The sequence below is a fragment of the Pedobacter sp. genome, assembly GCF_039594775.1.
Taxonomy (GTDB): Bacteria; Bacteroidota; Bacteroidia; order Sphingobacteriales; family Sphingobacteriaceae; genus Pedobacter.
This window is the reverse complement of record NZ_JBCNMT010000001.1, coordinates 218241-241629: the sequence shown is the minus strand read 5'-3', so window position 1 is coordinate 241629 and position 23389 is coordinate 218241. Positions and strand designations below refer to the sequence as shown.

The 23389-nt window shown below is 39.5% G+C and carries 19 protein-coding genes; 9 read left to right on the top strand and 10 right to left on the bottom strand.

Going from position 1 to position 23389, the window contains the following annotated elements:
- Nucleotides 1-15: 15 nt before the first annotated feature.
- Nucleotides 16-1011, bottom strand: coding sequence for a pyruvate dehydrogenase (acetyl-transferring) E1 component subunit alpha (gene pdhA / locus ABDV71_RS01015; RefSeq protein WP_343530536.1), 996 nt, complete (start codon nucleotides 1009-1011; stop codon nucleotides 16-18).
- A gap of 453 nt (nucleotides 1012-1464) precedes the next feature.
- Here pdhA and ABDV71_RS01010 point away from each other — a divergent pair, with 453 nt between their 5' ends.
- The 3 genes from ABDV71_RS01010 to ABDV71_RS01000 are packed head-to-tail and all read left to right on the top strand — an operon-like array spanning nucleotide 1465 to nucleotide 3367.
- A complete protein-coding gene (locus ABDV71_RS01010) occupies nucleotides 1465-2019 on the top strand; it encodes a C40 family peptidase (RefSeq protein ID WP_113647306.1) in 555 nt (184 codons plus the stop codon).
- Nucleotides 2020-2076: 57 nt separating this feature from the next.
- On the top strand, nucleotides 2077-3183 hold the full coding sequence (locus ABDV71_RS01005) for a CapA family protein (RefSeq protein WP_343530534.1): 1107 nt from the start codon (nucleotides 2077-2079) through the stop codon (nucleotides 3181-3183).
- Nucleotides 3173-3367: a hypothetical protein gene (locus ABDV71_RS01000; protein ID WP_343530533.1), complete on the top strand. Its 195-nt coding sequence runs from the start codon at nucleotides 3173-3175 to the stop codon at nucleotides 3365-3367. The genes ABDV71_RS01005 and ABDV71_RS01000 overlap by 11 nt, the downstream gene beginning before the upstream one ends.
- 6 nt (nucleotides 3368-3373) lie before the next feature.
- On the opposite strand, the gene ABDV71_RS00995 is transcribed toward ABDV71_RS01000, so the two are convergent.
- Nucleotides 3374-3559: a hypothetical protein gene (locus ABDV71_RS00995; RefSeq protein WP_343530532.1), complete on the bottom strand. Its 186-nt coding sequence runs from the start codon at nucleotides 3557-3559 to the stop codon at nucleotides 3374-3376.
- Nucleotides 3560-3706: 147 nt separating this feature from the next.
- Here ABDV71_RS00995 and ABDV71_RS00990 point away from each other — a divergent pair, with 147 nt between their 5' ends.
- On the top strand, nucleotides 3707-4642 hold the full coding sequence (locus ABDV71_RS00990; protein WP_343530530.1) for an SPFH domain-containing protein: 936 nt from the start codon (nucleotides 3707-3709) through the stop codon (nucleotides 4640-4642).
- Between the two features lie 232 nt (nucleotides 4643-4874).
- On the opposite strand, the gene ABDV71_RS00985 is transcribed toward ABDV71_RS00990, so the two are convergent.
- Entirely contained in the window at nucleotides 4875-5375 is a 501-nt protein-coding gene (locus ABDV71_RS00985) for a DUF1579 family protein (protein WP_343530528.1), read from the bottom strand.
- Nucleotides 5376-5527: 152 nt separating this feature from the next.
- Between ABDV71_RS00985 and ABDV71_RS00980 the strand changes: the two genes are divergently transcribed.
- Complete coding sequence (locus ABDV71_RS00980) at nucleotides 5528-6094, top strand: thiamine pyrophosphokinase (RefSeq protein WP_343530526.1); 567 nt, start codon at nucleotides 5528-5530, stop codon at nucleotides 6092-6094.
- A gap of 85 nt (nucleotides 6095-6179) precedes the next feature.
- A complete protein-coding gene (locus ABDV71_RS00975) occupies nucleotides 6180-6674 on the top strand; it encodes a GNAT family N-acetyltransferase (protein WP_343530525.1) in 495 nt (164 codons plus the stop codon).
- Between the two features lie 61 nt (nucleotides 6675-6735).
- Here ABDV71_RS00975 and ABDV71_RS00970 read toward each other — a convergent pair whose 3' ends face one another.
- The 3 genes from ABDV71_RS00970 to ABDV71_RS00960 form a co-directional block, all read right to left on the bottom strand.
- Complete coding sequence (locus ABDV71_RS00970; protein ID WP_343530524.1) at nucleotides 6736-10047, bottom strand: PDZ domain-containing protein; 3312 nt, start codon at nucleotides 10045-10047, stop codon at nucleotides 6736-6738.
- A gap of 10 nt (nucleotides 10048-10057) precedes the next feature.
- The gene (locus ABDV71_RS00965) at nucleotides 10058-11368 is read right to left on the bottom strand and encodes a M20/M25/M40 family metallo-hydrolase (protein ID WP_343530523.1); all 1311 of its coding nucleotides are present in this window, start codon (nucleotides 11366-11368) and stop codon (nucleotides 10058-10060) included.
- Between the two features lie 109 nt (nucleotides 11369-11477).
- Nucleotides 11478-13307: a PDZ domain-containing protein gene (locus ABDV71_RS00960; protein WP_343530522.1), complete on the bottom strand. Its 1830-nt coding sequence runs from the start codon at nucleotides 13305-13307 to the stop codon at nucleotides 11478-11480.
- Between the two features lie 449 nt (nucleotides 13308-13756).
- Between ABDV71_RS00960 and ABDV71_RS00955 the strand changes: the two genes are divergently transcribed.
- Nucleotides 13757-15490 carry a GMC family oxidoreductase gene (locus ABDV71_RS00955; RefSeq protein ID WP_343530521.1) on the top strand — a complete coding sequence of 578 codons (1734 nt, stop codon included), beginning with the start codon at nucleotides 13757-13759 and terminating at the stop codon, nucleotides 15488-15490.
- A 2-nt stretch (nucleotides 15491-15492) separates the two neighbouring features.
- Nucleotides 15493-16152, top strand: a complete 660-nt coding sequence (locus ABDV71_RS00950) for a gluconate 2-dehydrogenase subunit 3 family protein (RefSeq protein ID WP_343530520.1) — start codon at nucleotides 15493-15495, stop codon at nucleotides 16150-16152.
- A gap of 147 nt (nucleotides 16153-16299) precedes the next feature.
- Here the strand turns inward: ABDV71_RS00950 and trpC are convergent, their stop codons facing one another.
- From trpC to ABDV71_RS00930, 4 genes are all read right to left on the bottom strand, one after another.
- The gene (gene trpC, locus ABDV71_RS00945) at nucleotides 16300-17088 is read right to left on the bottom strand and encodes an indole-3-glycerol phosphate synthase TrpC (RefSeq protein WP_343530518.1); all 789 of its coding nucleotides are present in this window, start codon (nucleotides 17086-17088) and stop codon (nucleotides 16300-16302) included.
- A gap of 27 nt (nucleotides 17089-17115) precedes the next feature.
- Nucleotides 17116-17700: an aminodeoxychorismate/anthranilate synthase component II gene (locus tag ABDV71_RS00940; protein WP_343530516.1), complete on the bottom strand. Its 585-nt coding sequence runs from the start codon at nucleotides 17698-17700 to the stop codon at nucleotides 17116-17118.
- 29 nt (nucleotides 17701-17729) lie between these two features.
- Nucleotides 17730-19133 carry an anthranilate synthase component I family protein gene (locus ABDV71_RS00935; RefSeq protein ID WP_343530515.1) on the bottom strand — a complete coding sequence of 468 codons (1404 nt, stop codon included), beginning with the start codon at nucleotides 19131-19133 and terminating at the stop codon, nucleotides 17730-17732.
- Between the two features lie 294 nt (nucleotides 19134-19427).
- Complete coding sequence (locus ABDV71_RS00930) at nucleotides 19428-19880, bottom strand: cytochrome B (RefSeq protein WP_343530514.1); 453 nt, start codon at nucleotides 19878-19880, stop codon at nucleotides 19428-19430.
- A gap of 260 nt (nucleotides 19881-20140) precedes the next feature.
- On the opposite strand from ABDV71_RS00930, the gene ABDV71_RS00925 reads away from it, so the two are divergent.
- On the top strand, nucleotides 20141-23344 hold the full coding sequence (locus ABDV71_RS00925; RefSeq protein ID WP_343530513.1) for a carboxypeptidase regulatory-like domain-containing protein: 3204 nt from the start codon (nucleotides 20141-20143) through the stop codon (nucleotides 23342-23344).
- Nucleotides 23345-23389 lie beyond the last annotated feature (45 nt).

The window sequence follows — 23389 nt, the reverse complement described above, 5'->3', positions numbered from 1 at the left end:
ATGCTTGTCTAAAAATTAAATTTGTTGAAAAGGGTAGTTTTGTTCTACATAAATATCAGTGAACAATTCTTCTGGCTGAGGCCATGGAGATTCTTCAGCAAATTTTACAGACTCGTCTACAATGCTTTTTACTTTTTCTTCAATTTCGGTAACCCAAGCCTCATCAGCATATTTTTCTTTAAGGATGATGTCTTTGATGTGTTCAATTGGGTCTTTTGCTTTGTACTCTTCCAATTCTTCCTTGGTACGGTATTTTGCAGGATCCGACATAGAGTGTCCTCTATAACGGTAAGTTCTCATTTCTAAGAAGGTTGGCCCTTCACCAGCACGAGCGCGTTGGATGGCTTCGTCCATCGCGTTGTGTACCGCTACCGGATCCATTCCGTCAACTGGTGCGCAAGGCATATCAAAACCTAAACCAATTTTATAGATGTCCATCATGTTGGTGGTACGTTCTACCGATGTGCCCATGGCGTAACCATTGTTTTCGCAAACAAAAATTACAGGAAGTTTCCATAACATGGCCATGTTGAAGGCTTCGTTTAAAGCTCCTTGACGTACAGCGCCATCGCCCATGTAACAGATATTTACATTGTTGGTGCCTTTATATTTTTCTGCAAAAGCGATACCAGCACCTAGAGGCATTTGTCCGCCTACGATACCATGACCACCATAAAAGTTGTGTTCTTTGCTGAAAATGTGCATTGAACCACCTTTGCCTTTTGAGCAGCCGGTAGCTTTACCATACATTTCGGCCATGATGCTATTAGCACTCATTCCTAACGCTAAGCCATGAGCGTGATCTCTATAAGAAGTAACCATTGAATCGCCTTTTTGCATTGCAGAGATTGCTCCCGCAACTACGGCTTCTTGTCCAATATATAAATGGCAAAAACCTCTGATTTTTTGCTGACCATAAAGTTGTCCAGTTTTTTCTTCGAACTTGCGCATCAGCAACATCGACTCAAACCACTTCAAATAGGTATCTTTATTAATTTCTACTGCACTCATGTTTTGATGATAAATTTTTTATTTACGAGAGCAAATCTAATCTATTTTCTTGTATTTTTTCATACGCATTTATGTAAAAACATCAAGAGGTAGTGGTTAAACCCCTTGTTGTACTGCTTTTTATACCGTTTTGAGAAATGGTAAATTTTACACTATTCATTTTGGGTGCATTTGGGAAAACTCAAAGCCTTTAAAAACAGAAATTTTATTTGGCATAGTTGCGGTTTGGCCTAATTTCTGTTTTTGTGCTCAAAAAGAAGTAGTTTCCAAAAAAAATGTACTTAATAATATGCCTGTAGATGGCCTCAGGATATAAAATGTTAATAACTCTACTTTTTAACATTTTAATATTTGGATTAAAGAACCTTTAATTATAATTTTGTTGGCTAACAATAAGCCCACGTTGGTGTGCGTTAAGTGTAAGTGTTGTTTACCCAAACTTAATAGTATAACATGATTAAAAAGTTTTTGTTTTCTACTTTAATCGTTCTCGCAGCTTTTTCGGCAACATTTGCCCAAAGCAAAACTAAAGAAGCTGCTAAGGTAGAAGATCCAGACAATTTAGCTTCGCAGTATTTCTCGCAAGTAATGGGAGTTGCAGTAAACGCAACGTCAAACCTAAAATTATATAAGTTTATTTACGAATGGATAGGAACTCCCTATCGCTTTGGTGGTAACACTAAAAAAGGAATAGACTGTTCGGCTTTTACCAAAGCTATTTACGACAAAGTTTTTAATACAACCATTTTACGTAACTCTCGTGATATCTTTAGCATGGTTAACCCATTGTCTAAGGATGAATTGAAAGAAGGAGATTTGGTTTTCTTTAAAATAAAAAGCCGTAGCATATCACACGTAGGTATTTATTTGGGCGATAATCGTTTTGCCCATGCTTCAAGTACCCGTGGTGTAGTAATCAGCAATTTAAATGAGCCATATTATAGCCGCTATTTTTATAAGGGCGGTAGAATTATTGAACCAGGCGACAAAGAGTTTATAGAGGAATAGTCAATTAAAACGATATTAGATGATCCTTCCCAATTTGGGAGGGATTTTTTTTGAGATATGATGAAGAAAATTTTTGGGTTACTTATTTGCATCGCCACCGTTTATGTGTTGGTCAGTTGCCAAAGCAAGTCTATAGAAGTAAAACAGGTTGTTGAGACAGATACGCTACCGAAAGCGAGAAAAATAAAAGATACGATTAATATTGTAGCAGTAGGTGATATGATGCTGGGCTCGGCTTTTCCAAGTAAACTCAATTTGCCTCCTGATGATGCCATTAACAGTTTTAAAGAGGTTGATACTTTGCTAAAAGGGGATATCGTATTCGGAAATTTGGAAGGTTGTTTCTTAAACTCGGGAAATTCTTCCAAATGCAAGGGTATCAATCCAAATAATTGCTATGCTTTTAGAATGCCCGATCGATATGCTGGTATTTTTAAAACAGCCGGGTTTAACGTGCTTAGTGTGGCCAATAACCATGTGGGTGATTTTAATAACAAGGGACGTAAGAATACCGCCAAGATTTTGGACTCCTTGCAAATCCGTTATGCGGGACAGTTGGATAAGCCTTTTGATTTGTTTTCTATTGATAGTGTAAGGTATGCCTTTGTGGCCTTTGCTCCCAATGAGAATACGGTTTCCATTAAAAATATAGATAGTGCTAAATTATTGGTGGCCGAATTAAAAAAGCAGGCTGATATTGTCATTGTGTCTTTTCATGGTGGTGGTGAGGGTGCCAGATTTGAACATGTTACCCGAAAAACCGAGATTTTTTACAACGAAAATAGAGGGAATGTATATGCTTTCGCACACGGTGTAATTGATGCGGGTGCTGATGTAGTGTTAGGACACGGGCCGCATGTGACACGGGCTGTGGAAGTTTATAAAAACAAATTTATTGCTTATAGTTTGGGTAATTTCTGTACTTATGGCATGTTTAGTTTAAAAGGTCCAAATGGAATAGCGCCTTTGCTACAACTGAAAATAAATAACCAAGGCAATTTCTTATATGCTGATGTGGTTTCTGTGAAACAGGATAAGATTAATCGTTTAACCCCAGATGATAGTGGTGCCGCATTTCAAAAAATAAAGACACTTACCAATATAGATTTTAAGGGTCATGGACTGAAGTTCGAAAACAATAGGATATCATTGAATGAAAAATAATAAACTAATCATACATTATATTATTGCAGTTGCAGCCATGGCCGTGGTGCTTTATGCTTTGTTTCTGCTTTATCAGGATCCAGAACGAATTCGATTTTTAATCCTTACTATTATTGCTTGTGCGGTAGTTACATTGGGTCAAATTCTTATTATTCGACAAAAGAAATCTTTAGGTAAGAAATAATGCGTATTAGGCTTCGTCCTTTGTATTCTTGATTAGTCCAATGCCCGACATGAAAAAGATAATGGCAATGACCGCTACTACAACAAGTTCTCTTGTTCCAGCAGTATGTTTTAGAAAACCCCAGCCTGCATAAATTAGGCCTACAATGCCGAGAATGGTTAAGATAGTGCCAAAGGTTCTTTTTACGTTCATCTCTCTATAATTCAATATTGCTTAAAAACAGCATAAAGTATTTTTTGTTTGTTAAGCTGTTTTGAGATTTGTTTTTTTGTTTAATGGAAGTAACGGTGCCATTTGCTGGTTTATTTTTAGTATTATTGGTCATCAAAAATTATGGCTATGGATTACTTCGGTTATGGTGTGCTTGTATTTGCACTAATTATTCTTTTCAGCTCATTTGTAACGGTTAAACAGGGGACTATTGCTGTTATTACCATTTTCGGCAAATATCAGCGATTGTTGCGTCCTGGACTTAGTCTAAAAATTCCTTTAATTGAGGTTATCCATTCGAGAATCTCTATTCAAAACCGTTCGGTGGAGCTGTCTTTTCAGGCGGTAACGCAAGATCAAGCAAATGTATACTTTAAGGCAATGTTGCTTTATTCGGTACTTAACCATGATGAGGAGACGATTAAAAATGTGGCCTTCAAATTCGTGGATTCTAATAACTTGATGCAGGCGTTAATTCGTACCATTGAAGGATCTATCCGTGCTTATGTAGCTACCCAGAAACAGGCAAATGTATTGGCGCAACGTAATGAAATTGTAGAGCACGTAAAACACCAAATTGACCAAGTGTTGGAAAGTTGGGGATACCATTTGCAGGATTTGCAATTAAACGATATTACTTTCGATGAGGAAATTATGCGCTCTATGAGTCGTGTAGTGGCCTCTAATAATTTAAAAGCTGCTGCTGAAAACGAAGGTCAGGCTTTATTGATTACCAAAACGAAAGGTGCAGAAGCTGACGGTAACGCGATTAAAATTGCTGCTACTGCTGAACGTGAAGCAGCACAATTGCGTGGTCAGGGTATTGCATTATTTAGAGAAGAGGTTGCGAAAGGTATGACCAATGCCGCTCACGAAATGCAACAGGCAAACCTGGATACTTCAGTAATTTTATTCACCATGTGGACCGAAGCAATTAAGCAGTTTGCGGAGTATAGTGAAGGCAATGTGATTTTCTTGGATGGTAGTACCGAAGGAATGAACAATACCATGAAGCAAATGATGGCCATGCAAATGAACCAAAAAGCATCTGCGGATAAGAAATAATTTGTTTTAACCTCCTTAGACATTTAAGGACATTTTAGTTTCGAATCATGCCTTAATTTCTTAATGTTTTAGTCGTATGGCTTAGATGAACTAAGGTGTCTTAGGTGGTTTTTAATTCTTTTACCATTTTAGTATTGAACCATTAAGATATTAAGTACCATTTTATAGTTCTAAGTTTCTTAATCGTATGGCTTAGATGAGCTAAGGTGTCTTAGTTGGTTTAAACTTAAATCTATAAATCCAGCCTCAAGTTAATCGTTTCAATAGCCTTAGCTTCCTCGCCGCTTGGAGAAATATTGTAGGCACGTAAAATAAACTGGTCAGAATTGATGATTTCCAGCTCGGTGCGCCAACCCCAAGGTTCTGTCATTTCACTGTTGCTATATTGCCCCGTTACCGAGAAGCCATTGCTGGTTTCCTCACCTTCGGAGAACATGATGCCTGTACCCATGTGAAAGCTATCGATCCAGCTGCAAACACATTTGTTGTTGCCCAAATCAAAGCCCCATACCATTAGCCCTTCGTGTGTTTTACCATTGATAATGCCACGATACTCGTAACGGATAAAACGCTTGTTGAGCAATGCGATAATTTTACTGCTCGTTGCCGACTCGTCTGCCAATACATCTTTCTCAAACCAAGTACGTGTACGGCCGTCCCAAGTACCTATTAAACTTAGCAGTCTCAAATGCGGACCGCCTTCTTTTGATAATTCGAATTTACTTTTGCTCATCACTCCAAGATAGTGTTTATGTTTTAAAGTTGAAATGTTGAAACGTTGTAAAGTTTTGGTTATTTGTTGAAACTGTTTAATCGGTTAACTGAAAATCGTAGACCAGCAATTGAAAACTTTTTACTTTTGCCTTTTTACTTTAACTTAGGCGCATGTCATCACACCATATCATCAGAGAGAAGCAAGAACCAGCGCTATACATCCACGAACTTGGGAACTTTAATGAAGAATATTTAGGTCAACTTTTAGAGTGGAGTCCAACGGTATTAGTAGCAGCTAGTGAATATGAAAAAGTAATTTCCCTAGAGCTCAAGGTAGATATTGTGGTTGGTAATTTACCAATGGGAGTGGCACTGCAAGAAGATATCCGAATTATTCCGAAACCAAAAGAGGGCTTGGAAGATGCCATGGAGTTTCTCGTGAAAGAAAAATATCCAGCAGTGAATGTTATTAGCAAGGTAAATAGTTTTGATGATTTAACCTGTTATTTGCCCGATATTAATTTGGTGCTTTTCACGGAAAGAAGTAAATATTATGCTGTCAAAAATGGATTTAGCGTTTGGAAACCCGCAGGTACTGTTTTCTTAATCGATGTGATTGCTTATTTTGAAGCTGATAACCTGATGCAACAAGAAACTGGTGAATTTATGGTGGTAGAAGACGGCTTGGTATCATTCAGGTTTCAAGTGCCTTATTTATTTATCGGAGAGCTACTTTAGTATTTAGATATTAGTAATTAGTATTTAGATAGGAGGAACTTATTTAACCCAATTGATTTCTTACACCTAACCCCTGACCCCTAAAATGATATATCTTAGAAAAGCAAAGGAAGAAGACTTAGCGACCATCAGAAGTTTAGCCGAACAGACTTGGCCTACCGCTTACGGTGACATCATCTCGCAGGAGCAGATTATATTTATGTTGAATAAAATGTATAACCATGGCGAGCTTTTAGAGCAATTGCACGACGGCCATATTTTCGTCATTGCATCTGAACTAAAGGAGGATGTTGGTTTTGCAGGTTTCTCTGTAATTGACTCGGAAAACCATGTTTATAAACTGCATAAACTTTATGTGCTACCTAAAATGCACGGCAAAGGTGTTGGAAAGATTTTAATGAACGAAGTGGTGGACCAGATCAAAACTCAAGGAGCAAAATTTTTACAACTGAATGTAAACAGAGCTAATAAAGCCAAAGATTTTTATGAAAAGGCTGGCTTTAAAATAAAAGAAACCGTTGACCTTGATATTGGTAACGGTTTCTTCATGAATGATTATGTGATGGAGAAAGAGATTTAATTCTCTATTCATTTCAAAATATAAAGGTCCTTGCAATTACAGGCTGCAAGGACCTTTTTTATTAATGACCTCTGATTGGGTCTTTAGGTCTAGCCGTATTAGGATATTTGTAGTTTTTCATTTCTTCCTGTAGGATCTTGATGGTTCTTTCCAATTGAGGATCTCTACCTTCCAATAAGTCTTTAGGTGTTTGTTCTACAAAAACATCAGGTGCTACACCTTCATTTTCGATGATCCACTTACCTTTCGTGTCGTAAATGCCAAAGTTTGGTGAAGTAATGCTACCGCCATCCAACAAGCGTGGATAGCCGCTAATGCCTACCAAAATACCCATCGTGGTACGGCCCACTAATTTACCCAAACCTTTCTCTTTGAACATGTAGGGCATCATGTCGCCGCCAGAACCTGCATTTTCATTAATGATCATGGCTTTAGGTCCATAAATGCCGTTGCCTGGTGTAGTGAAGCTTTTGCCATCTCTAATTGCCCAATAGCTCATCAACTCGCGGCTTAGCAAATCAATAACATAATCTGCTACCCAGCCACCACCATTGTTACGCTCGTCAATTAGTAACGCTTTTTTGTCCATTTGCGAGAAGTAATAACGATTGAAGTAAGTGTAACCGTCAGGCCCCGTGTTTGGCATGTACACATAGGCAATTTGACCATTACTTAATTCGCCCACTTTTTTGCGATTACGCTCTACCCATTCCATTCTACGCAATTCCATCTCGGCTCCTGGGGTAATTGGTACCACCACCACTTCTCTAGCGCCATCCAAGCTAGGTTTGCTATTCACTTTAATGGCTACTTGCTTGCCTGCTTTGAAATCGAAAAGACTGTATATAGAGGTTTCGGCTTTTAGTGGAACACCGTTAATGGCAACGATGTAATCGCCTTCTTTGATGTTTAGTCCAGGTTCTGCCAAAGGAGCTTTAAAGCTAGGGTTCCAATCTAAACGGTTAAAGATCTTGCCTATTTTATAGAACCCGTTTTCGATTTGGTAGTCGGCACCTAACATGCCTACCGTTACCGAAGTTGCTGAAGGTTCATCACCAGGATAGATATAGTTGTGGCCCACCACCATTTCGCCCATCATTTCGTTTAGCAAATAAGCCAAATCTGATCTGTGGTTTACGTAAGGCAAGAATTTTTCATACTTGGCTTTAACAGCGGGCCAATCGGCACCGTGCATATTTTCTACGTAGAAATATTCTTTTTCCATGGTCCAAACTTCATTAAACATCTGTTTCCATTCGGCTGTAGGATCTACCAATAACTTAATACCGTCTAACTTGATTTTTCCAGTTTCAGGTGTAGCGGGTTTTTGTGCTGCAGGTACAATGAAATAGCTTCCTCTTGAAGCATAGATCATGTTTTTGCCATCGGCACTCACACCCACACCAAAAACACCTTGTACCAAGCTAGTGCTTTCCATTTTGCTCAAATTTAAAGCACTTAACTCACCATTGCGGATATACAATAACTGGCCTTCAACGCCACCTTCAATGCTTGATAAACCACCAGCAGGAATGGGCAATGCAATAATGCGATTGCTCAAGTCATCCAAATCGACCTCAATTGGTTTTTTGGTTTCAGCAGGTTTTGCTGGTTCAGCGGCGGGTTTGGTATCTTTTTTAGCAGATGTCTTTTCGTCTTTTTTAGGTTCTTCCTTTTTAGCTGGAGCAGGTTCTTCGGTAACCTTTTCCTCATCACTTTCTGTTTTATACAACGAAGGTGTTTTTTTAGAAAGGATTAACGCATAAGCGGTGTAGTTCACTGGACGTTGGTAAGCCGACATGTGCAAGCCACTGTTGGTTAAACCAACATCGGTACTGGCCATAAAGAACAAGTATTTGCCATCTTTACTGAAAGTTGGATAAACGGCATTGCTCATGCCATCGGTTACTTGCGTGTGGGTTTGTTTCTCCAAATTATATAAGAAAACTGCACTCACACTGTTTGGCAAAGTCGCTACATATGAAATCCATTTTGAATCTGGCGACCAGCTTGGCATTAACTGATTGTAAGTTCTTGCAGTATGCGAACCCAATTTATCTTGTTTAACCAATACTGGTTTTTTAGCATTGATATCAATGTAGTATAAATTTAAATGCGCATCAGCGTAGAAAAGCTTTTTGCTATCTGGCGACCAAGTTGGCTGGAAGTAAAAATGAGAATCCCCCAAATTGATATACTCTGGCTCGCCTTTAGTAGCTTGGTTTAACAACACCAATTGGTATTTGCCATTTTTATCAGATAGGTAAGAAATATACTTTCCATCTGGTGACCACCCTGGATATTTTTCGTAGCTGCCTGGCGAATTAGATAGGTTGCGGGCATCACCTTTTTCCTTAGGTACAGAGAAAATCTCCCCGCGACCTTCAAATAAAGCTCTTACACCTTTTGGAGAAATATCAAAATTTCTGATATCACTAGCCAAATCAATATATCTGGTACGTTTATAAGGAGCGTCGGCTTGAATTAAAATCTTTAAGGTGTTGATCTTGTTGTTGCTTATATCCAATAAATGAATGCGACCACCTTGTTCAAAAGCAAGCGTGTTTTTAGCTCCAGTTAATGATTTGATGTCGTAATCCTTAAAATGGGTGATTTTATCAACTTTCTTAGATTTCACATCATAACTGTAAAGATTTAGAGTAAGGTCTTTATCATTCAAATAGTAAACTTTGTTGCCTACCCATTGAGGTTTTACATTGTTGGCCCCTTCCCCTGGAATGATCTCGATGTTTTTTGTTTGTGTATCAAAAATCCAGATTTGTGGCATACCACCACCACGATAGCGTTTAAAAGCAACGTTTAAACGGTCAGAAGGATCAGTATTTTTAATATAAGCCCAGTAACGTCCGTCGGCCGAAGGAGAACCTTGGGTTGCTTCGGGCATTGGTAGCGGTTGTTCGTTGGTTCCATCGGTTTTAATACGGTGCAAGCGTGGACTTAATGCATAATTATAATCACGAGTTGAAGTGAAATAAAGCTCGTCGTTATTTAACCAACCTTTGATTAAATCGGCACTTGGGTGGAAAGTTACTCTTTTAGGTTCGCCACCTTCTACAGGAATCACATAAACGTCTGTATTTCCATCATAGTTTCCAGTGAAGGCGATCATTTTACCATCAGGAGAAAAAACAGGGCTTTGCTCAACTGCCGGATTAACCGTTAATCTTCTAGAATTGCTGCCATCGCGATTGGCAATCCAAATATCGCCGCCGTAAACAAAAGCAACGTTTTTTTCACTCACCGTGGGGCTGCGCAGCAGCAAGGTTTCGGTATTTTGTGCAAACGAAATTTGTGTGGAAACAACCATGGACATGGCCCCTCCACATAATACTTTCAATAGCGTTTTATTCATTGTGTGTGAGTTAAGGTTTCAATTTTGGAATTCTGGTAGGGGTATCTGCTCCACTAATAATGCTTACGGCACTTTTAGCAATTGCTTTAATGGTCGACAAAATATTTTCTACATCCAAAGAACTATACTCATCTTTTACCGTATGGTAAAGTTTGTCGATGTCGATTTGGTCGGTACTGATGGTGTGTGCAGGTACACCCAACGCTGCTAGCGTTGCGTTATCACTTCTGTAGAATAAATTTTCTTTGATGTATGGATCTGGATGGAAGGTAAACTCAGTTCCTTCTAGATTTTTTTGAAGGATTTTACCAAAGTCAGATTTGTCATAACCAGTAATAAAAGCAGTGTTTTTGCCAAACTTGCTATCCTTGCCGATCATTTCGATATTGAACATGGCTACCACGTCATCTGGGTTTAACTTTTCTGAAAAGTATTTAGAACCATAACCTCCGATTTCTTCAGCAGTAAAGGCCACAAAAATTAAGGTGCGTTCATTTTTGTTCAATTTTTTGTAGTATTTAGCTAGTGCAATTACCGCTGAAGTCCCAGAAGCATCATCGTCGGCACCGTTCATAATGCTGTCGCCTTCAATTGGTTTTACAATGCCCATATGGTCATAATGGCCTGAAAAAACGACCAATTCTTTCGCTTTAGATTTACCAGGAATAACACCCGCTACGTTAAACAAAGGCATTTTTGAAACGGTGTTTTTTAACTCTACTTGGAAAGAACTTGCACTTTCTTTGTCCAATACAAATACCGTTGCTGGACCTTTAGTGTTTTTCAATTCCGCCTCGTCCACTACGGCTTCTCTACCAATCATTCCTTTTACTCTTTTAAAAGCATCTAGAAATTTCATGTCAACTAAAACCAACTGTCTTTTGCCACTGCGTGCTAAAGTTCTAAATTGGCTCATGAAATCTTTGCTTTCGTCGAGTTTAACCCAACCATCGCCGTTGGTTTGGTCAAAAGAAAGGCTTTCTACCCTATTGCCGTATACCAGGATGTTTTCTTCGGCAATTGCTTGGCCGTCAATAGTTACCTTGGCCGAAAGCGGTTTTAACTGATATTTATAAAAAGTTTGACGGTATCCTTTCTCGCCATCTAAAGGTTTTAATCCAATGGCTGCAAATTCTTTCTCTATAAAGGATGCCGCTTTATCAATGCCGGGTGTAAAGGTACGACGTCCTTGCATGTCGTCAGCACTTAACGTTTTGATCAAGTGGTCTACATAATCTTTGGTAATGACTTTGTCGATGTTTTGAGCGTTTGCCGTTAACGAGGCTAAGGCAAGACCCAAGGCGTAAAAGGTTTTTTTCATTTTTATAGTTAATATGATTAGTTAATTCTTTTTGTTGTTTTGATTTCTAGTTGGTGTTAATCGTTCTTGTTCTTTGCTTCACAACTGATTCCTAGCCACTAATTTCTGACTACTTTAAAGCACTTTCCAGCCATTTTTCTCTAAAAGCCTTCATTTCAGCCGTTAACGTTGCTCCGGTACTTTCAATAGGTACCAATTCCAACATTGGGTTTTCAATGAAAGTAAGTTTGGTTGTTCTTTCTACTCCTTTTCGACTATAAACAATCTCAATTGTTTCACCAGGTTGGTGTTTTTCTGTTACCGAATCAAAATCTTTTGCAGTTTTAATTTCAGTACCATCAGCCTTTAAAATTACATCATTAATGTCTAATCCGGCTACATAAGCAGGCGAACCTACTAACGTGGCGGGTACATAAACTTTGCCTTCATTAACTTCTAAACGACCAATGCCGCTATAGGCTTTGCCAGCACTTTCTTTCTTCAAAACCAATCCTGCTTTCAGCAGTAAAGACGTGTAATCTTCTTTCTTGGTTGCATACACAAAGTTCTTAAAAAATTGACCAGCAAATGCAGGGTTTTGAGTTAGCGTAGCCAAGGTTTTTTCTAAATCTGGAATGGTATAAGCAATTTCTGTTTTGCCATAGGCTTTCCAAAGGGCTTTCATGTAATCGTCTAAGGTGAGATTAAAATCTGATCTTAAACGTAAATCTAAAGCCAAAGCAACCGCAGCGCCGTAGGTATAGTAAGAAGTAAAGATATTTCGTTGATTAGTTTGGTCAACAGCTACGCCTGCATCAGCAAAAACGGCGTATCTACTAGCTTGTACTGGAGAGAAGTTTTTTGCCCCAGGCGAGTTAACAACGGAGTTTACTAAGCCATTAAAATTTCTAGTGATATTTTCTAAAGTTCTGAAACCAGCTCTTTTTAAAGTGAGGTTGCCATAATACTGGGTAAATCCTTCGGCAATCCAAAGTTCGTCGCTAATGTTCGATTGAGAAAAATTAAACGGTTCTAATGTTTTTGGTCGTAAGCGCTCTACATTCCAAGCGTGAAAAAATTCATGGGAAAATGTACCCAACAAATTGCTTTCGTTACCTCCAATTTTAGGTGTGCGCTGTACAATTACCGTCGAGTTGCGATGCTCCATGCCGTCGCCTGCATAACTTGGGTGTACGCAATGCAGAAAATAATAGTTGCCATGGTCAAAAGTTGGCAGTTCGCCAAAAATGGCCTTTTGTTCATCAACTACTTTTTTAATCATGTTGGCATAGTTGAAAACGGTCATCTCATCATCGTCGGCGTGGGCAATTAAATGGATTTTTTGGGTTTTTCCATCCACATTCTTTACCTCCCAGCTCGCTTCTTTAAAGGCTGATATTTCGATGGGACTATCCATAAAATATTGAAAATCTTTCGCGTAATAAACACCGTTGCCCATTGGTTTTAGCTGCGTAGCCACTTTCCAGTCAGCTTGCTTAGGGTAGCTAAATTTTACGGTTCTTGGTCGCTTGTCCATGCCTATGGGAAATGCAAATACAGCGGGAATATTCATGTGGGCATGTTGCTCATCGAAACCAGAATAGGTGCCATCAATCCAATTGCCAAAAATGGTGTAGGTGATTTTTATTTTACTGGTAGGCTTTTCAATTTCATAAACATCTCCAGCGGGTTGTTTAAGTGTTAGGGCTTTACCATTAGCGTCAAAAGCTTTTAAGTGATAGACGTTTTTGCCAAACTCGTGAGTAGCATATCGACCAGGTGACGAACGAGCAAATCTAACTTTCAATGGTACATTGGCAGGTACATTAGGTATGGTCATGCTAATTTCAGCTTCATGGTGTACCACATTTGGGAAACTCACTTCATAGCTGATTTCTTGCTGAGCTTTAAGGCTTACGGAGGTGCCAATAAGCAGAGCAGCGATTATGTAATTCTTCATTTTGTGTAGTTTAATATTTGAAGTTAAAACTTCCTTTTGTAAATACTTGGTTTTGGAGACATTTTTTACGCTTTTTTAAGAAGAGGAATGTTGTTCTAAAAGATGGTTTGGGAATTAAAATAAATGAAAAACGGCATTTTTAGGATTTATTTAAGCGAGCCCCGCCATTCGCTCATACGCCTTTTGGCCTTAGCCAATGCCCGGTATCCCTGCCTATCGGCAGGCAGGCGCTGCTGTCGGGTTTAGTTGCAAGTGTTATGCACAGGTTTACGTGTTATAAACCCGATAGGAACGGAAAGCCCGCAAGGTGCGCAGCGAATGTGGACTTTTAGTGGATAGCGGGACTATTACGGGCAAGATAGGATCGCTTAGGTTTTCTCCATTAAAATATTGGTCTTGCGCATCAAACAAAAATGCGCTAACTTGAACCAAGCTAACTTATAAACCTAATGCAGATTAAAAAACAAAGCAAACATTATGATGCGGTAATTGTGGGTTCGGGTGCTGGTGGTGGTATGGCGGCATATACGCTGGCCAAGGCCGGATTAAAAGTGTGCCTTTTGGAGGCAGGAGCCATGTACGATCCCCAGAAAAATATTACACAGCTGAAAAATCCCTGGGAATCGCCGCGTAGGGGAGCAAGTACTAAGTTTCGTCCTTTTGGCGATTTTGATGCTTGTTACTATGGATGGGATGTTGAAGGTGAACCGTACACCAAAGAGCCCGGAACGGAATGGGACTGGTGGCGGGCTAGGATGCTGGGCGGTAGGACCAATCATTGGGGGCGTATTTCTCTGCGTTTTGGCCCTAAAGATTTTAAACGGAAAAGTGTAGATGGCTTGGGTGAAGATTGGCCTATCAGTTATGATGATATTAAGCCTTTTTATGATAGGGTTGATAAGTTGATTGGTATTTTTGGTACTAATGAAGGTTTGGAAGACCATCCAGATGGGTTTTTTCTTCCGCCACCTAAGCCTCGTTTGCATGAGCTTTTCATTAAGAATGCCGCTGGAAAATCGGGTGTGAAAGTAATCCCTTCGAGATTGTCTATCCTTACCCAAAAAATTAATGACGAACGTGGCGTTTGCTTTTATTGCGGGCAATGCAATAGAAACTGTAGCATGGCAAAGGCCGATTTTTCTTCGACCAACGTACTTATTTATCCAGCTTTAGCTACTGGAAATATCGATATTGTAGCCAATGCCATGGCCAGAGAGGTGCTGACTAATGAAGAGGGTTTGGCCACTGGGATTTCGTATATCAATAAAGATGATATGATGGAATATCAGGTAACTGGACGTACGGTTATTTTAGCAGCTAGTGCTTGTGAATCTTCTCGTTTGTTACTAAACTCTAAATCAAAGCGTCATCCAAATGGCTTGGCCAACAATAGTGATGTGGTTGGTCGTTATTTGCACGACTCTACTGGAGCGGCCATGGGCGGTGTACTGCCACAGCTTTTTGACCGAAAGAGATATAATGAAGATGGCGTAGGCGGTATGCACATTTACTCGCCATGGTGGTTAGATAATAAGAAATTAGATTTTCCGCGGGGATACCATATTGAGTACTGGGGCGGAATGAGCCAGCCAGCATATGGTTTTGGTGGAGGCATTGAAGGGATGAATGGAAAATTTGCCGTAAGGGGTGTGCAAAAGGAAGCTGGAGGTTATGGCAAATCGTTGAAAGAGGATTATCGCTATTTCTATGGGGCAAGTGTGGGCATGGCTGGTCGTGGAGAGGCTATTCCGCTGTACGACAACCGTTGCGAAATTGACCCAAATGTGGTAGATAGGTACGGTATTCCGGTATTGAAATTCAATGTGAAATGGAGCGAACATGAGATTTTGCAAGCCAAGCATATGAAGGAAACGTTTGATGAAATGATGCACAATATGGGAGCTGTTGTAACTTGGGGCGGCGATTATAATAAAGAGAATAATTATGGACTAGAGTCGCCTGGAAAGATTATTCACGAAGCGGGAACGGCCCGTATGGGTAATGACCCTAAAACATCGGCCCTGAATAAATATAACCAAGCCCATGATTGTAAAAACTTGTTTGTGGTAGATGGTGCCGCTTTTACCTCGCAGGCAGATAAAAATATTACTTGGACCATTTTAGCACTTTCGATGAGGGCTAGCGAATACATTATTTCTGAAATGAAAAAACAAAACTTATAGCCATGAACAGGAGAGAGACATTAAAATTATTAGGTGTTGGAGCCATTTCGGGTACTGCTTTGGTGAGTGGCTGTAAACCCAAGGAAGAAAAGGAAATAGCTGTAAAGGACCCAGAGTTTACCTACGACCGAGCAAAAGAAGAATTGGCGAGAGAGAAGGAGCTTTTATCCCAACCAAATTTCTTTAGCAAGGAGGAAATGGCGACCATTACCATTTTGTCGGATATTATTATTCCTAAGGATGAGGTGAGCGGAAGTGCATCGGAAGCTAAGGTGCCTGAGTTTATTGAGTTTATTGTAAAAGATATGCCACAGCACCAAATTCCTATGCGTGGTGGTTTGCGTTGGTTAGATTTACAATGTTTAAACCGTTTTGGCAAACCTTTTAGGGAGTGTAGCGATAAGCAGCAGATAGAGTTAGTGGATATGATTGCTTATCCGAAAAAAGCCAAACCAGAAATGAGCCAAGGGGTATCGTTTTTTAATCGCATGCGCAATTTGGTGGCTTCGGGTTTTTATACCTCGGAAATGGGTGTGGCCGATATTGGCTATGCAGGAAATTCTCCAAACCAATGGAACGGTGTGCCTGATGAGGTGTTGAAGCAATACAAACTGGCTTATACCGAAAAGGAACTGAAGGAGTGTGTGAAGTTTGATAGTTAGAGATTAGTTGTTGGTGGCTAAGAGCTAGGGATTAGTGCTTAACTTAATTCTTTCCGTCATTTCGACGATAGGAGAAATCTAGCACGTGTATATGCATATTGCTAGATTTCTCTTCGTTGCACTCCTCGAAATGACGGGAAGAAAATACTACAGCTCTCCAACAAATTCCTTCATGGCGAACCCTGGGTTCTCGGTTTTCATAAAGTTTTCGCCAATTAGAAAACCGTTATAACCTACCTGTTTCAAATCTTTAATGGTTTGCGGGTTGCTGATGGCACTCTCCGAAATTTTCAAAAACTCATTAGGGATTTTATCCACTAGGTCAAAAGAGGTTTGAATGTTAACCGTAAAATTGCCAAGGTTCCTGTTGTTTACCCCGATGGCGTCTAAGTGCGGACAAATGCTGCGTTCCAATTCCACTAAGTCATGTACTTCCAATAGCACATTCAGCCCCAAACTTTGAGCAAGCTTGCCTAAGTCTGCAATTTGTTGGGGAGTTAAAATAGCGGCAATCAATAAAATAATATCAGCTCCCCAAGCTTTGGCTTCTAAAATTTGATATTCATCAATCATGAAATCCTTCCTTAAAATTGGAATTTCATTCACGCTACGGGCTTGCATTAAATCTTCTTTTTTACCGCCAAAGAAATCAGTGTCTGTCAGTACCGAAAGCGCCGAAGCACCTGCTGCATTGTAAGCTTGGGTAATTTCCTTAACATCAGCATTGCCATTGATTACTCCTTTTGAGGGCGACTGTTTTTTGAATTCGGCAATAATACCTGTTCTATCTCCAGCGAGTAAAAAATCCTTAAAACGATAAGGAGTTCGCCCAAACGCAGGACTGCTTTCCAGTTCTTTTACACTTGTTTGTTGTTTGGCAAATGCAACTTCTTCTTGTTTTCGTAGAACGATTTTATCTAAAATATTTTGGCTCATTGTTTTCTTTTCTTGTAATGCTTTCCTCTAGCTTCCTTCCAACCAGTTTTTCATCATCTGTTTACCTTCTGGCGTTAATACACTTTCGGGATGAAACTGTACACCGCAAATGTCCAGTTCTTTGTGTCTTAACGACATGATTTGACCCTCATTGTCTACGGATGTAATGATTAAGCATTCAGGCAAATTAGCAGGGTCAACCACCCAACTGTGATAGCGGCCTACTTCAAAAGGTACCGCAATGTCTTTGAAAAGCTGCTCGTCGTCAATCGTTTTGCTTACGGGGGTGGCAATACCATGCATAGGTCTGCCTAAATTGAGCAGGCTGCCTCCAAAAGCCTCGGCAATGGCTTGCTGTCCCAAACAAACACCCATAATGCTTTTGGTAGGCGCATAAGTTTTAATGACATCTAATAGCAAACCGGCCTCTTCTGGAATGCCTGGCCCAGGTGAAAGTAAGATTTTATCATACTTGGCAACATCTGCAAGTTCAAATTTATCATTTCTCCATACTTCGGTTTCATAGCCTAGTTCATTAATCAAATGCACCAAATTATAGGTGAAACTATCGTAGTTGTCTATTACTAAAACTACATTTTTATGCTCGTTCATTATCTATCGTAATTCGTCAATCAAAAATCTTAAATTCCTACAGCCATTTCTATTGCTTTGCGCAACGCGGCTATTTTGTTATTTACTTCGTTAAGTTCAGTTTCAGCAACCGAATCGGCCACAATGCCCGCCCCAGCTCTATAATAAAGTTTGTTGTTTTTGCTCATGAATGTTCTGATCATAATGGCATGGTTGAAATCATCGTTAAAGCCCATGTAGCCAATAGCTCCGGCGTAAAAATTACGACCTAAGTTCTCGTTTTCATCTATCAATTGCATGGCCCTATATTTTGGCGCACCGCTCAATGTTCCTGCTGGATAGGTGTCAGCCACTACTTTGAAAGCGCTGTCTTTTTGTTGAAGTTTCCCGCTTACTTTAGATACCAAGTGGATCAAATGTGAGTAATATTGTACCTCTTTAAAGGATTTTACTTCTACCTGCTGGCAATGGCGGCTCAAGTCGTTACGTGCCAAATCAACCAGCATTACATGTTCCGCACTTTCTTTAGGGTCATTTTCTAAGGCTTTGGCAATTTTTGCATCTTCCTCATCGTTACCACTGCGTTTGAAAGTCCCTGCAATTGGGAAAATATTGGCCGTTTCATTTTTGATGGTGATTTGGGCTTCTGGTGATGAACCAAATAACTTGAAACTGCCATAGTCGAAATAAAATAAATATGGCGATGGGTTGATGGAGCGAAGACAACGATACACGTTAAATTCATCCCCTAAAAAGCCTTGACTGAAAGCTCTCGAAGGTACAATCTGAAAAACATCGCCGCGATAGATGTGCTTTTTGAGTTTCTCCACCGTATCCATAAACCCTTGATCGGTTAGATTTGAATTTTCGGCCCCGTTAATGCTGAAACCGTATTCGGGAAAATTTTTGTTTTGGATGATATATTCCATCTTGCTCAAATCTTCATCTTCATCATTGTTGAAGGTGTTTTTGAATAAGGTGATTTCATTTTTGAAATGGTCTATGGCAATAATGTAGCGATAGATATGGTATTGCATTTCAGGTATTTTATCTTCTTCCGGCGTAGCCGATGAAAATTTGATGTCCTCAAAATATTGAACGCAATTCCAGGTAAAGTAGCCAAATAAACCACTAGAGATGTGCTTTGATTCTGGCGCATTAATTTGCTCAAACTTGTTTTTAAATGCAGTGATTTCATCGGAAAGTATAAAATCTTTCTTTGTTTCCGTTTTTCCATCAGGGTAACTGATGTTAAGGGTGCCATCCTTAACCACAAAGCCGGCTACAGGCTCGGCACAAACATAGCTGGTCGCATTTTCGCGGCTATGATAGTCGGAACTTTCCAGTAAGATGGTGTTCGTGAAGACATCTCTTAAACGAAGATAAATGCTAACAGGAGTTGTGGTGTCCGCTAATCTTTTCTTGTTGTAAGTATGTATCTGATATGTGTTCATTTTTTTTATAAAATAAAAAACCCGACGTGTGGTTCCGTCGGGTTTAAATGTGGTTTAAGTTTAGGTTTAAGTTGATAAACTATATCTTGCACGAGCCATTGACGAAACTTTCTTTCGAGTTAGTACGCCAGTGCCAAGTGTTTATTTTGTTAATCATCGTAAAGCAAATTTATACAAAATGTTAAATAATCAAAATATTTTGAAAAATTTTTATGCGTTTTCGTCATGCTGAATTTATTTCAGCATCAGTTTAGCTAACAGACCCTGAAATAAATTCAGGGTGACGGGAAAGTGCTAAGAAACCCCAAAAAAGCTTCTAGAAGGGTCGTTTTTGACCATCATGAAAATAGAACCAATAATTAAAATTAATGCCAGGCCAAAGAAAATAGCGATGGCCTTATGTTTTGCGGTTCCATCCGTAATCTTTTTCGACCTTGAGTTACCAATGGTAATCAATACTATTGCCAAAAGCATGATAGCAATATGTTCCATTTTCCAATAACGACCAACGGCTACTGAACTATCAACAGCAAACCATTTGCCGATGAAATATAAAGCCAGACCGAAAAGAAACTGAATATGCGCGCTGATTAAGGTAAAAACATTTAGCTTTCTATTGCCTTCTGTATATCCTTTTTTGCCAAACCAACCAGCTAGCGCCTGTAAAAGAGCTACCACCAATAGAATTAGAACAATGTAGCGCCAACCAGAGTGCGCACTTTTTAATATCGGGTATAATGATTCCATGTTTTGTTGTTTTATTTTTTTCAAAAATAGGAATTTAATTGAGCGATTGTATAAAGCCTAAACATAGCTAGTAATTTATAATCGTTTTAAGTTGATTACGATGAGGATGTTTTATTAGTGTGGTTTTTGTTTTCTTTTTGTTGTATTTGTTTACATAAACTTAAAATTTGGCCCTTAAATTCATAAATAGTTAATTTATGAAAGTATTTGAGTTAATCTGCTCGAGGCATTTTTGTGGGTAAATATTTAAAGGAATTTACATGCAACGAGCTTTATTTAAACTATCAATGTTGATGTTCTTGCTGTTGTGCTTTGCCAATGCAAATGCCCAGACTACGCAAGCATCTATTTCGGGTAAGGTTACCGATGAGGAGAAAAAACCTATTCCTGGAGCTTCGGTTCAGGTTAGAAATGAATCAACCGGTTTTACAACTAAAGTAGGAACCAATGCCCAAGGTGACTATACTTTTAAGGAGCTTCCTTTGGGTGGTCCTTATACGGTAAAAGTTAATTTTTTGGGCTATGGCGAACAAACGCTTTCTGGTTATATGTTAAATCAGGGAGATGCGGTGAGAGCAAATGTAAGTATGCAAAACTCGGCGCAGACCTTACAAGCGGTACAAATTAATGGTAATGGTTTAAGAAACAAGGTAGAGCAGTTTGGAGCCTCAACAGAAATTTCTTCTAAAACCATGAACCAATTGCCGGTGAATGGCCGTAATTTTTCCAGTTTAACGGATCTTTCTCCTTTAGCTGCAAATGGTGGGATTTCGGGTCAACTAGGATCTTCTACTAACTTTACTATTGATGGGATGACTGCAAAAAACCCAACATCGGCAGGGAGTACCACCAGTAGAAGTGGTGCCCCATATTCTATTTCGATTGAATCGGTAAGGGAGTTTAAAGTGGTGACTAACCAATATGATGTTACTTTGGGCCGTGCAGGCGGGGGTACCATTAGCGCAGTAACCAAATCGGGTACCAATGAAATTACGGGTAGTGCTTTTGGCTATGGTCGTGCAGATTGGTTGGCCAGCCCTAACGACATCAGGGGAAATAAAAGAACAAATGACTTCTCTACTTATCAATATGGTTTTACCTTGGGAGGTCCAATCATTAAAGACAAGTTACATTACTTTGTGGGTTGGGACCATCAAAAAGATGCTCGCCCGCTAATTATTGCTGATGTGCAAACGGATGCCGATGCGGCTAGGTTTAACATCACCAACGCTACCTTAAATCAGTTTTTAGGGATAGCTAGAGCAAAATATGGAGTGGCGAACACGCCGCAGTTTGGCTCTTTTGATAAAAAACGTGGAACTGATGCGGGCTTTGTTCGCTTGGATTGGCAGATCAACGATAAGCATTTGCTGACGGTGAGAGATAATTATACCAACGACAGAAATCCATTAGGATTGGGCGACAATACTTCTATCAACTTTTTGGAGAGTTACGGTAACGATAAGAACGTAGACAATAGTTTACTGGCTACACTTCGCTCTACCATTAGCAGTAAAGTAACCAACGAACTAAAAGTACAACACCTATATACTTTTCAGGAAAGTTCGCAAAATGATCAACTACCAGGAGCTATACCTAGGGCTGTGGTAAAGAACTTGGTATCACCACTTGGAGGGCGAAACCTTTCAACAAATGTTCAAATTGGCGGGCATCGCTTTGCTCAAGAAGGTTTTACCAATAATGTGTTTCAGTTGGTCGACAATTTTTACTATAACACAGATAAAGTAAAATATACTTTCGGGTTGGATTTGATGTACACACATGCATTATCCCTTTACGGAAGTGAAGTAAATGGTCGTTTTGAATACACAAACAGCATAGGTACCGCTATGCAAGATTTTGAAAATCTAAAACCTGTATTGTTCTATCGCGAGGTGCCTTTAATGAAAGATCCAAGTGTAAGGGCGAATATTTGGAACACGGCCATTTACGGACAAATGCAAACCAAACTGGCCAAAGGCTTAGAATTTACGGGTGGTGTACGTATCGACTATAGTAAATATCCAACTTCGCCCCTTAACCAAGAGCTGTATAAAGCAATTGGTGTAAGGACGGATCATGAATTGAAACAATTTTTGGTACAGCCTCGTATCCAATTCAATTGGGATGTGAACGAAAAACATACCGATTATGTGCGTTTTGGAGCAGGTATTTTTGGTTCCGATGTAAATAACTACGTAACCATTAATAACCTTTCTTTTGATGGGAAGCATTTTGCAACTGTTGATGTTACCGGTGCAGATGTACCAACACCTGATTTTATTGGTTATAGAAATGGTACCGCTCAAGTTCCTACATTAGCACAATTCCAAGTGCCAACAATTAATACTTACGCCGAAGATGCTAAAATCCCAGTGGTATACAAGGCCAACCTATCATATAATAAATTGATTAATGATAATTTGCGTTTAGGGATAACAGGTTACATGACCTTGGCCCGTAACAACTATATGTACGTGGATAGGAATATGGCTGCTGAACCATTTTTCAGGTTAGCTAATGAAGCTAATAGAGGAGTATTTGTTCCTTCGATTCCTTCTAATGGTGCAACAGATTGGAAAACAGGTCGATTAAGCAATGCTTTTGGTCGTGTGTTGGAGCTGAATAGCAAAGGCAAGGTAAATCAGTTTGCGGTAGTGGTGGATGGAAATTGGAGATACTTTAAAGATGGTGAAATTTCAGCTAGCTATACTTGGAACGATACCAAAGATAACACCTCTTATAACGGTAACGTAGCTAACTCGGCAACTTTGTCGTTGCCTGTAGTTGATGACCCACGAAACCTAAGCAATATCACTTATTCTAATGGTCAGTTTAGACACAAGGTAGTGGTTTATGGAACTTTACCTACGCTTTGGGGGGTTAAAGTAGGTGTGCGCTATTCGGGCATCGGCGGTACACGTTATAGCTTGCTTTCTGGTGCGAATAATAATGGAGACTTTGTTGCTACGAATGATTTAGCATATGTTTTTGACAGGAATAATCCAAATGTACCAGCTAACATTCGTACGGGTTTGCAGGCATTGTTAGATAACCCTCAGGCAAGCCAAAGTTTAAAAGACTATATTTTAAAATATGAAGGAAGAATAGCAGAGCGTAATGGTGGTGTTAATGGCTTCTTTGGGACAGTAGATATTCGTGTTGCTTATCAATTTAAATTTGGTAGAGCTAAGAAGCAAAGCGTGGAAATTTCTGGCGATATCTTCAATTTCGCAAACTTGTTGAATAAAAAATGGGGTGTAACGGAGACATTTGGTACGCAAACGTTATATGCATTGGGAATTCCTGCCGTGAGAAATAGCGCTGGTGATGTGATTACTCCTGCAGTTCCTAATTACGACACGACAAATCGTCAATTTAACTATCGTGTAAACAATACTGGAGTAATTAACCCTTCAGGTAACCCTTGGCAAGCACAAATTGGTTTGCGTTACGGTTTTTAATCAAGAATTAACAAGTTATTGATAAGGCCACACCTAAAAAGTGTG

Bases quoted from the DNA above. Each gene is read 5' to 3' on its own strand.
- ABDV71_RS00965 (WP_343530523.1), bottom strand. From the start codon at position 11,368: ATGAAAAAAACCTTTTACGCCTTGGGTCTTGCCTTAGCCTCGTTAACG.
- ABDV71_RS00970 (WP_343530524.1), bottom strand. From the start codon at position 10,047: ATGAATAAAACGCTATTGAAAGTATTATGTGGAGGGGCCATGTCCATG.
- ABDV71_RS00955 (WP_343530521.1), top strand. From the start codon at position 13,757: ATGCAGATTAAAAAACAAAGCAAACATTATGATGCGGTAATTGTGGGT.
- ABDV71_RS00940 (WP_343530516.1), bottom strand. From the start codon at position 17,700: ATGAACGAGCATAAAAATGTAGTTTTAGTAATAGACAACTACGATAGT.
- ABDV71_RS00990 (WP_343530530.1), top strand. From the start codon at position 3,707: ATGGATTACTTCGGTTATGGTGTGCTTGTATTTGCACTAATTATTCTT.
- ABDV71_RS00930 (WP_343530514.1), bottom strand. From the start codon at position 19,880: ATGGAATCATTATACCCGATATTAAAAAGTGCGCACTCTGGTTGGCGC.
- pdhA (WP_343530536.1), bottom strand. From the start codon at position 1,011: ATGAGTGCAGTAGAAATTAATAAAGATACCTATTTGAAGTGGTTTGAG.
- ABDV71_RS00975 (WP_343530525.1), top strand. From the start codon at position 6,180: ATGATATATCTTAGAAAAGCAAAGGAAGAAGACTTAGCGACCATCAGA.
- ABDV71_RS01005 (WP_343530534.1), top strand. From the start codon at position 2,077: ATGATGAAGAAAATTTTTGGGTTACTTATTTGCATCGCCACCGTTTAT.
- ABDV71_RS00950 (WP_343530520.1), top strand. From the start codon at position 15,493: ATGAACAGGAGAGAGACATTAAAATTATTAGGTGTTGGAGCCATTTCG.
- ABDV71_RS01010 (WP_113647306.1), top strand. From the start codon at position 1,465: ATGATTAAAAAGTTTTTGTTTTCTACTTTAATCGTTCTCGCAGCTTTT.
- trpC (WP_343530518.1), bottom strand. From the start codon at position 17,088: ATGAGCCAAAATATTTTAGATAAAATCGTTCTACGAAAACAAGAAGAA.
- ABDV71_RS01000 (WP_343530533.1), top strand. From the start codon at position 3,173: ATGAAAAATAATAAACTAATCATACATTATATTATTGCAGTTGCAGCC.
- ABDV71_RS00985 (WP_343530528.1), bottom strand. From the start codon at position 5,375: ATGAGCAAAAGTAAATTCGAATTATCAAAAGAAGGCGGTCCGCATTTG.
- ABDV71_RS00980 (WP_343530526.1), top strand. From the start codon at position 5,528: ATGTCATCACACCATATCATCAGAGAGAAGCAAGAACCAGCGCTATAC.
- ABDV71_RS00925 (WP_343530513.1), top strand. From the start codon at position 20,141: ATGCAACGAGCTTTATTTAAACTATCAATGTTGATGTTCTTGCTGTTG.
- ABDV71_RS00995 (WP_343530532.1), bottom strand. From the start codon at position 3,559: ATGAACGTAAAAAGAACCTTTGGCACTATCTTAACCATTCTCGGCATT.
- ABDV71_RS00935 (WP_343530515.1), bottom strand. From the start codon at position 19,133: ATGAACACATATCAGATACATACTTACAACAAGAAAAGATTAGCGGAC.
- ABDV71_RS00960 (WP_343530522.1), bottom strand. From the start codon at position 13,307: ATGAAGAATTACATAATCGCTGCTCTGCTTATTGGCACCTCCGTAAGC.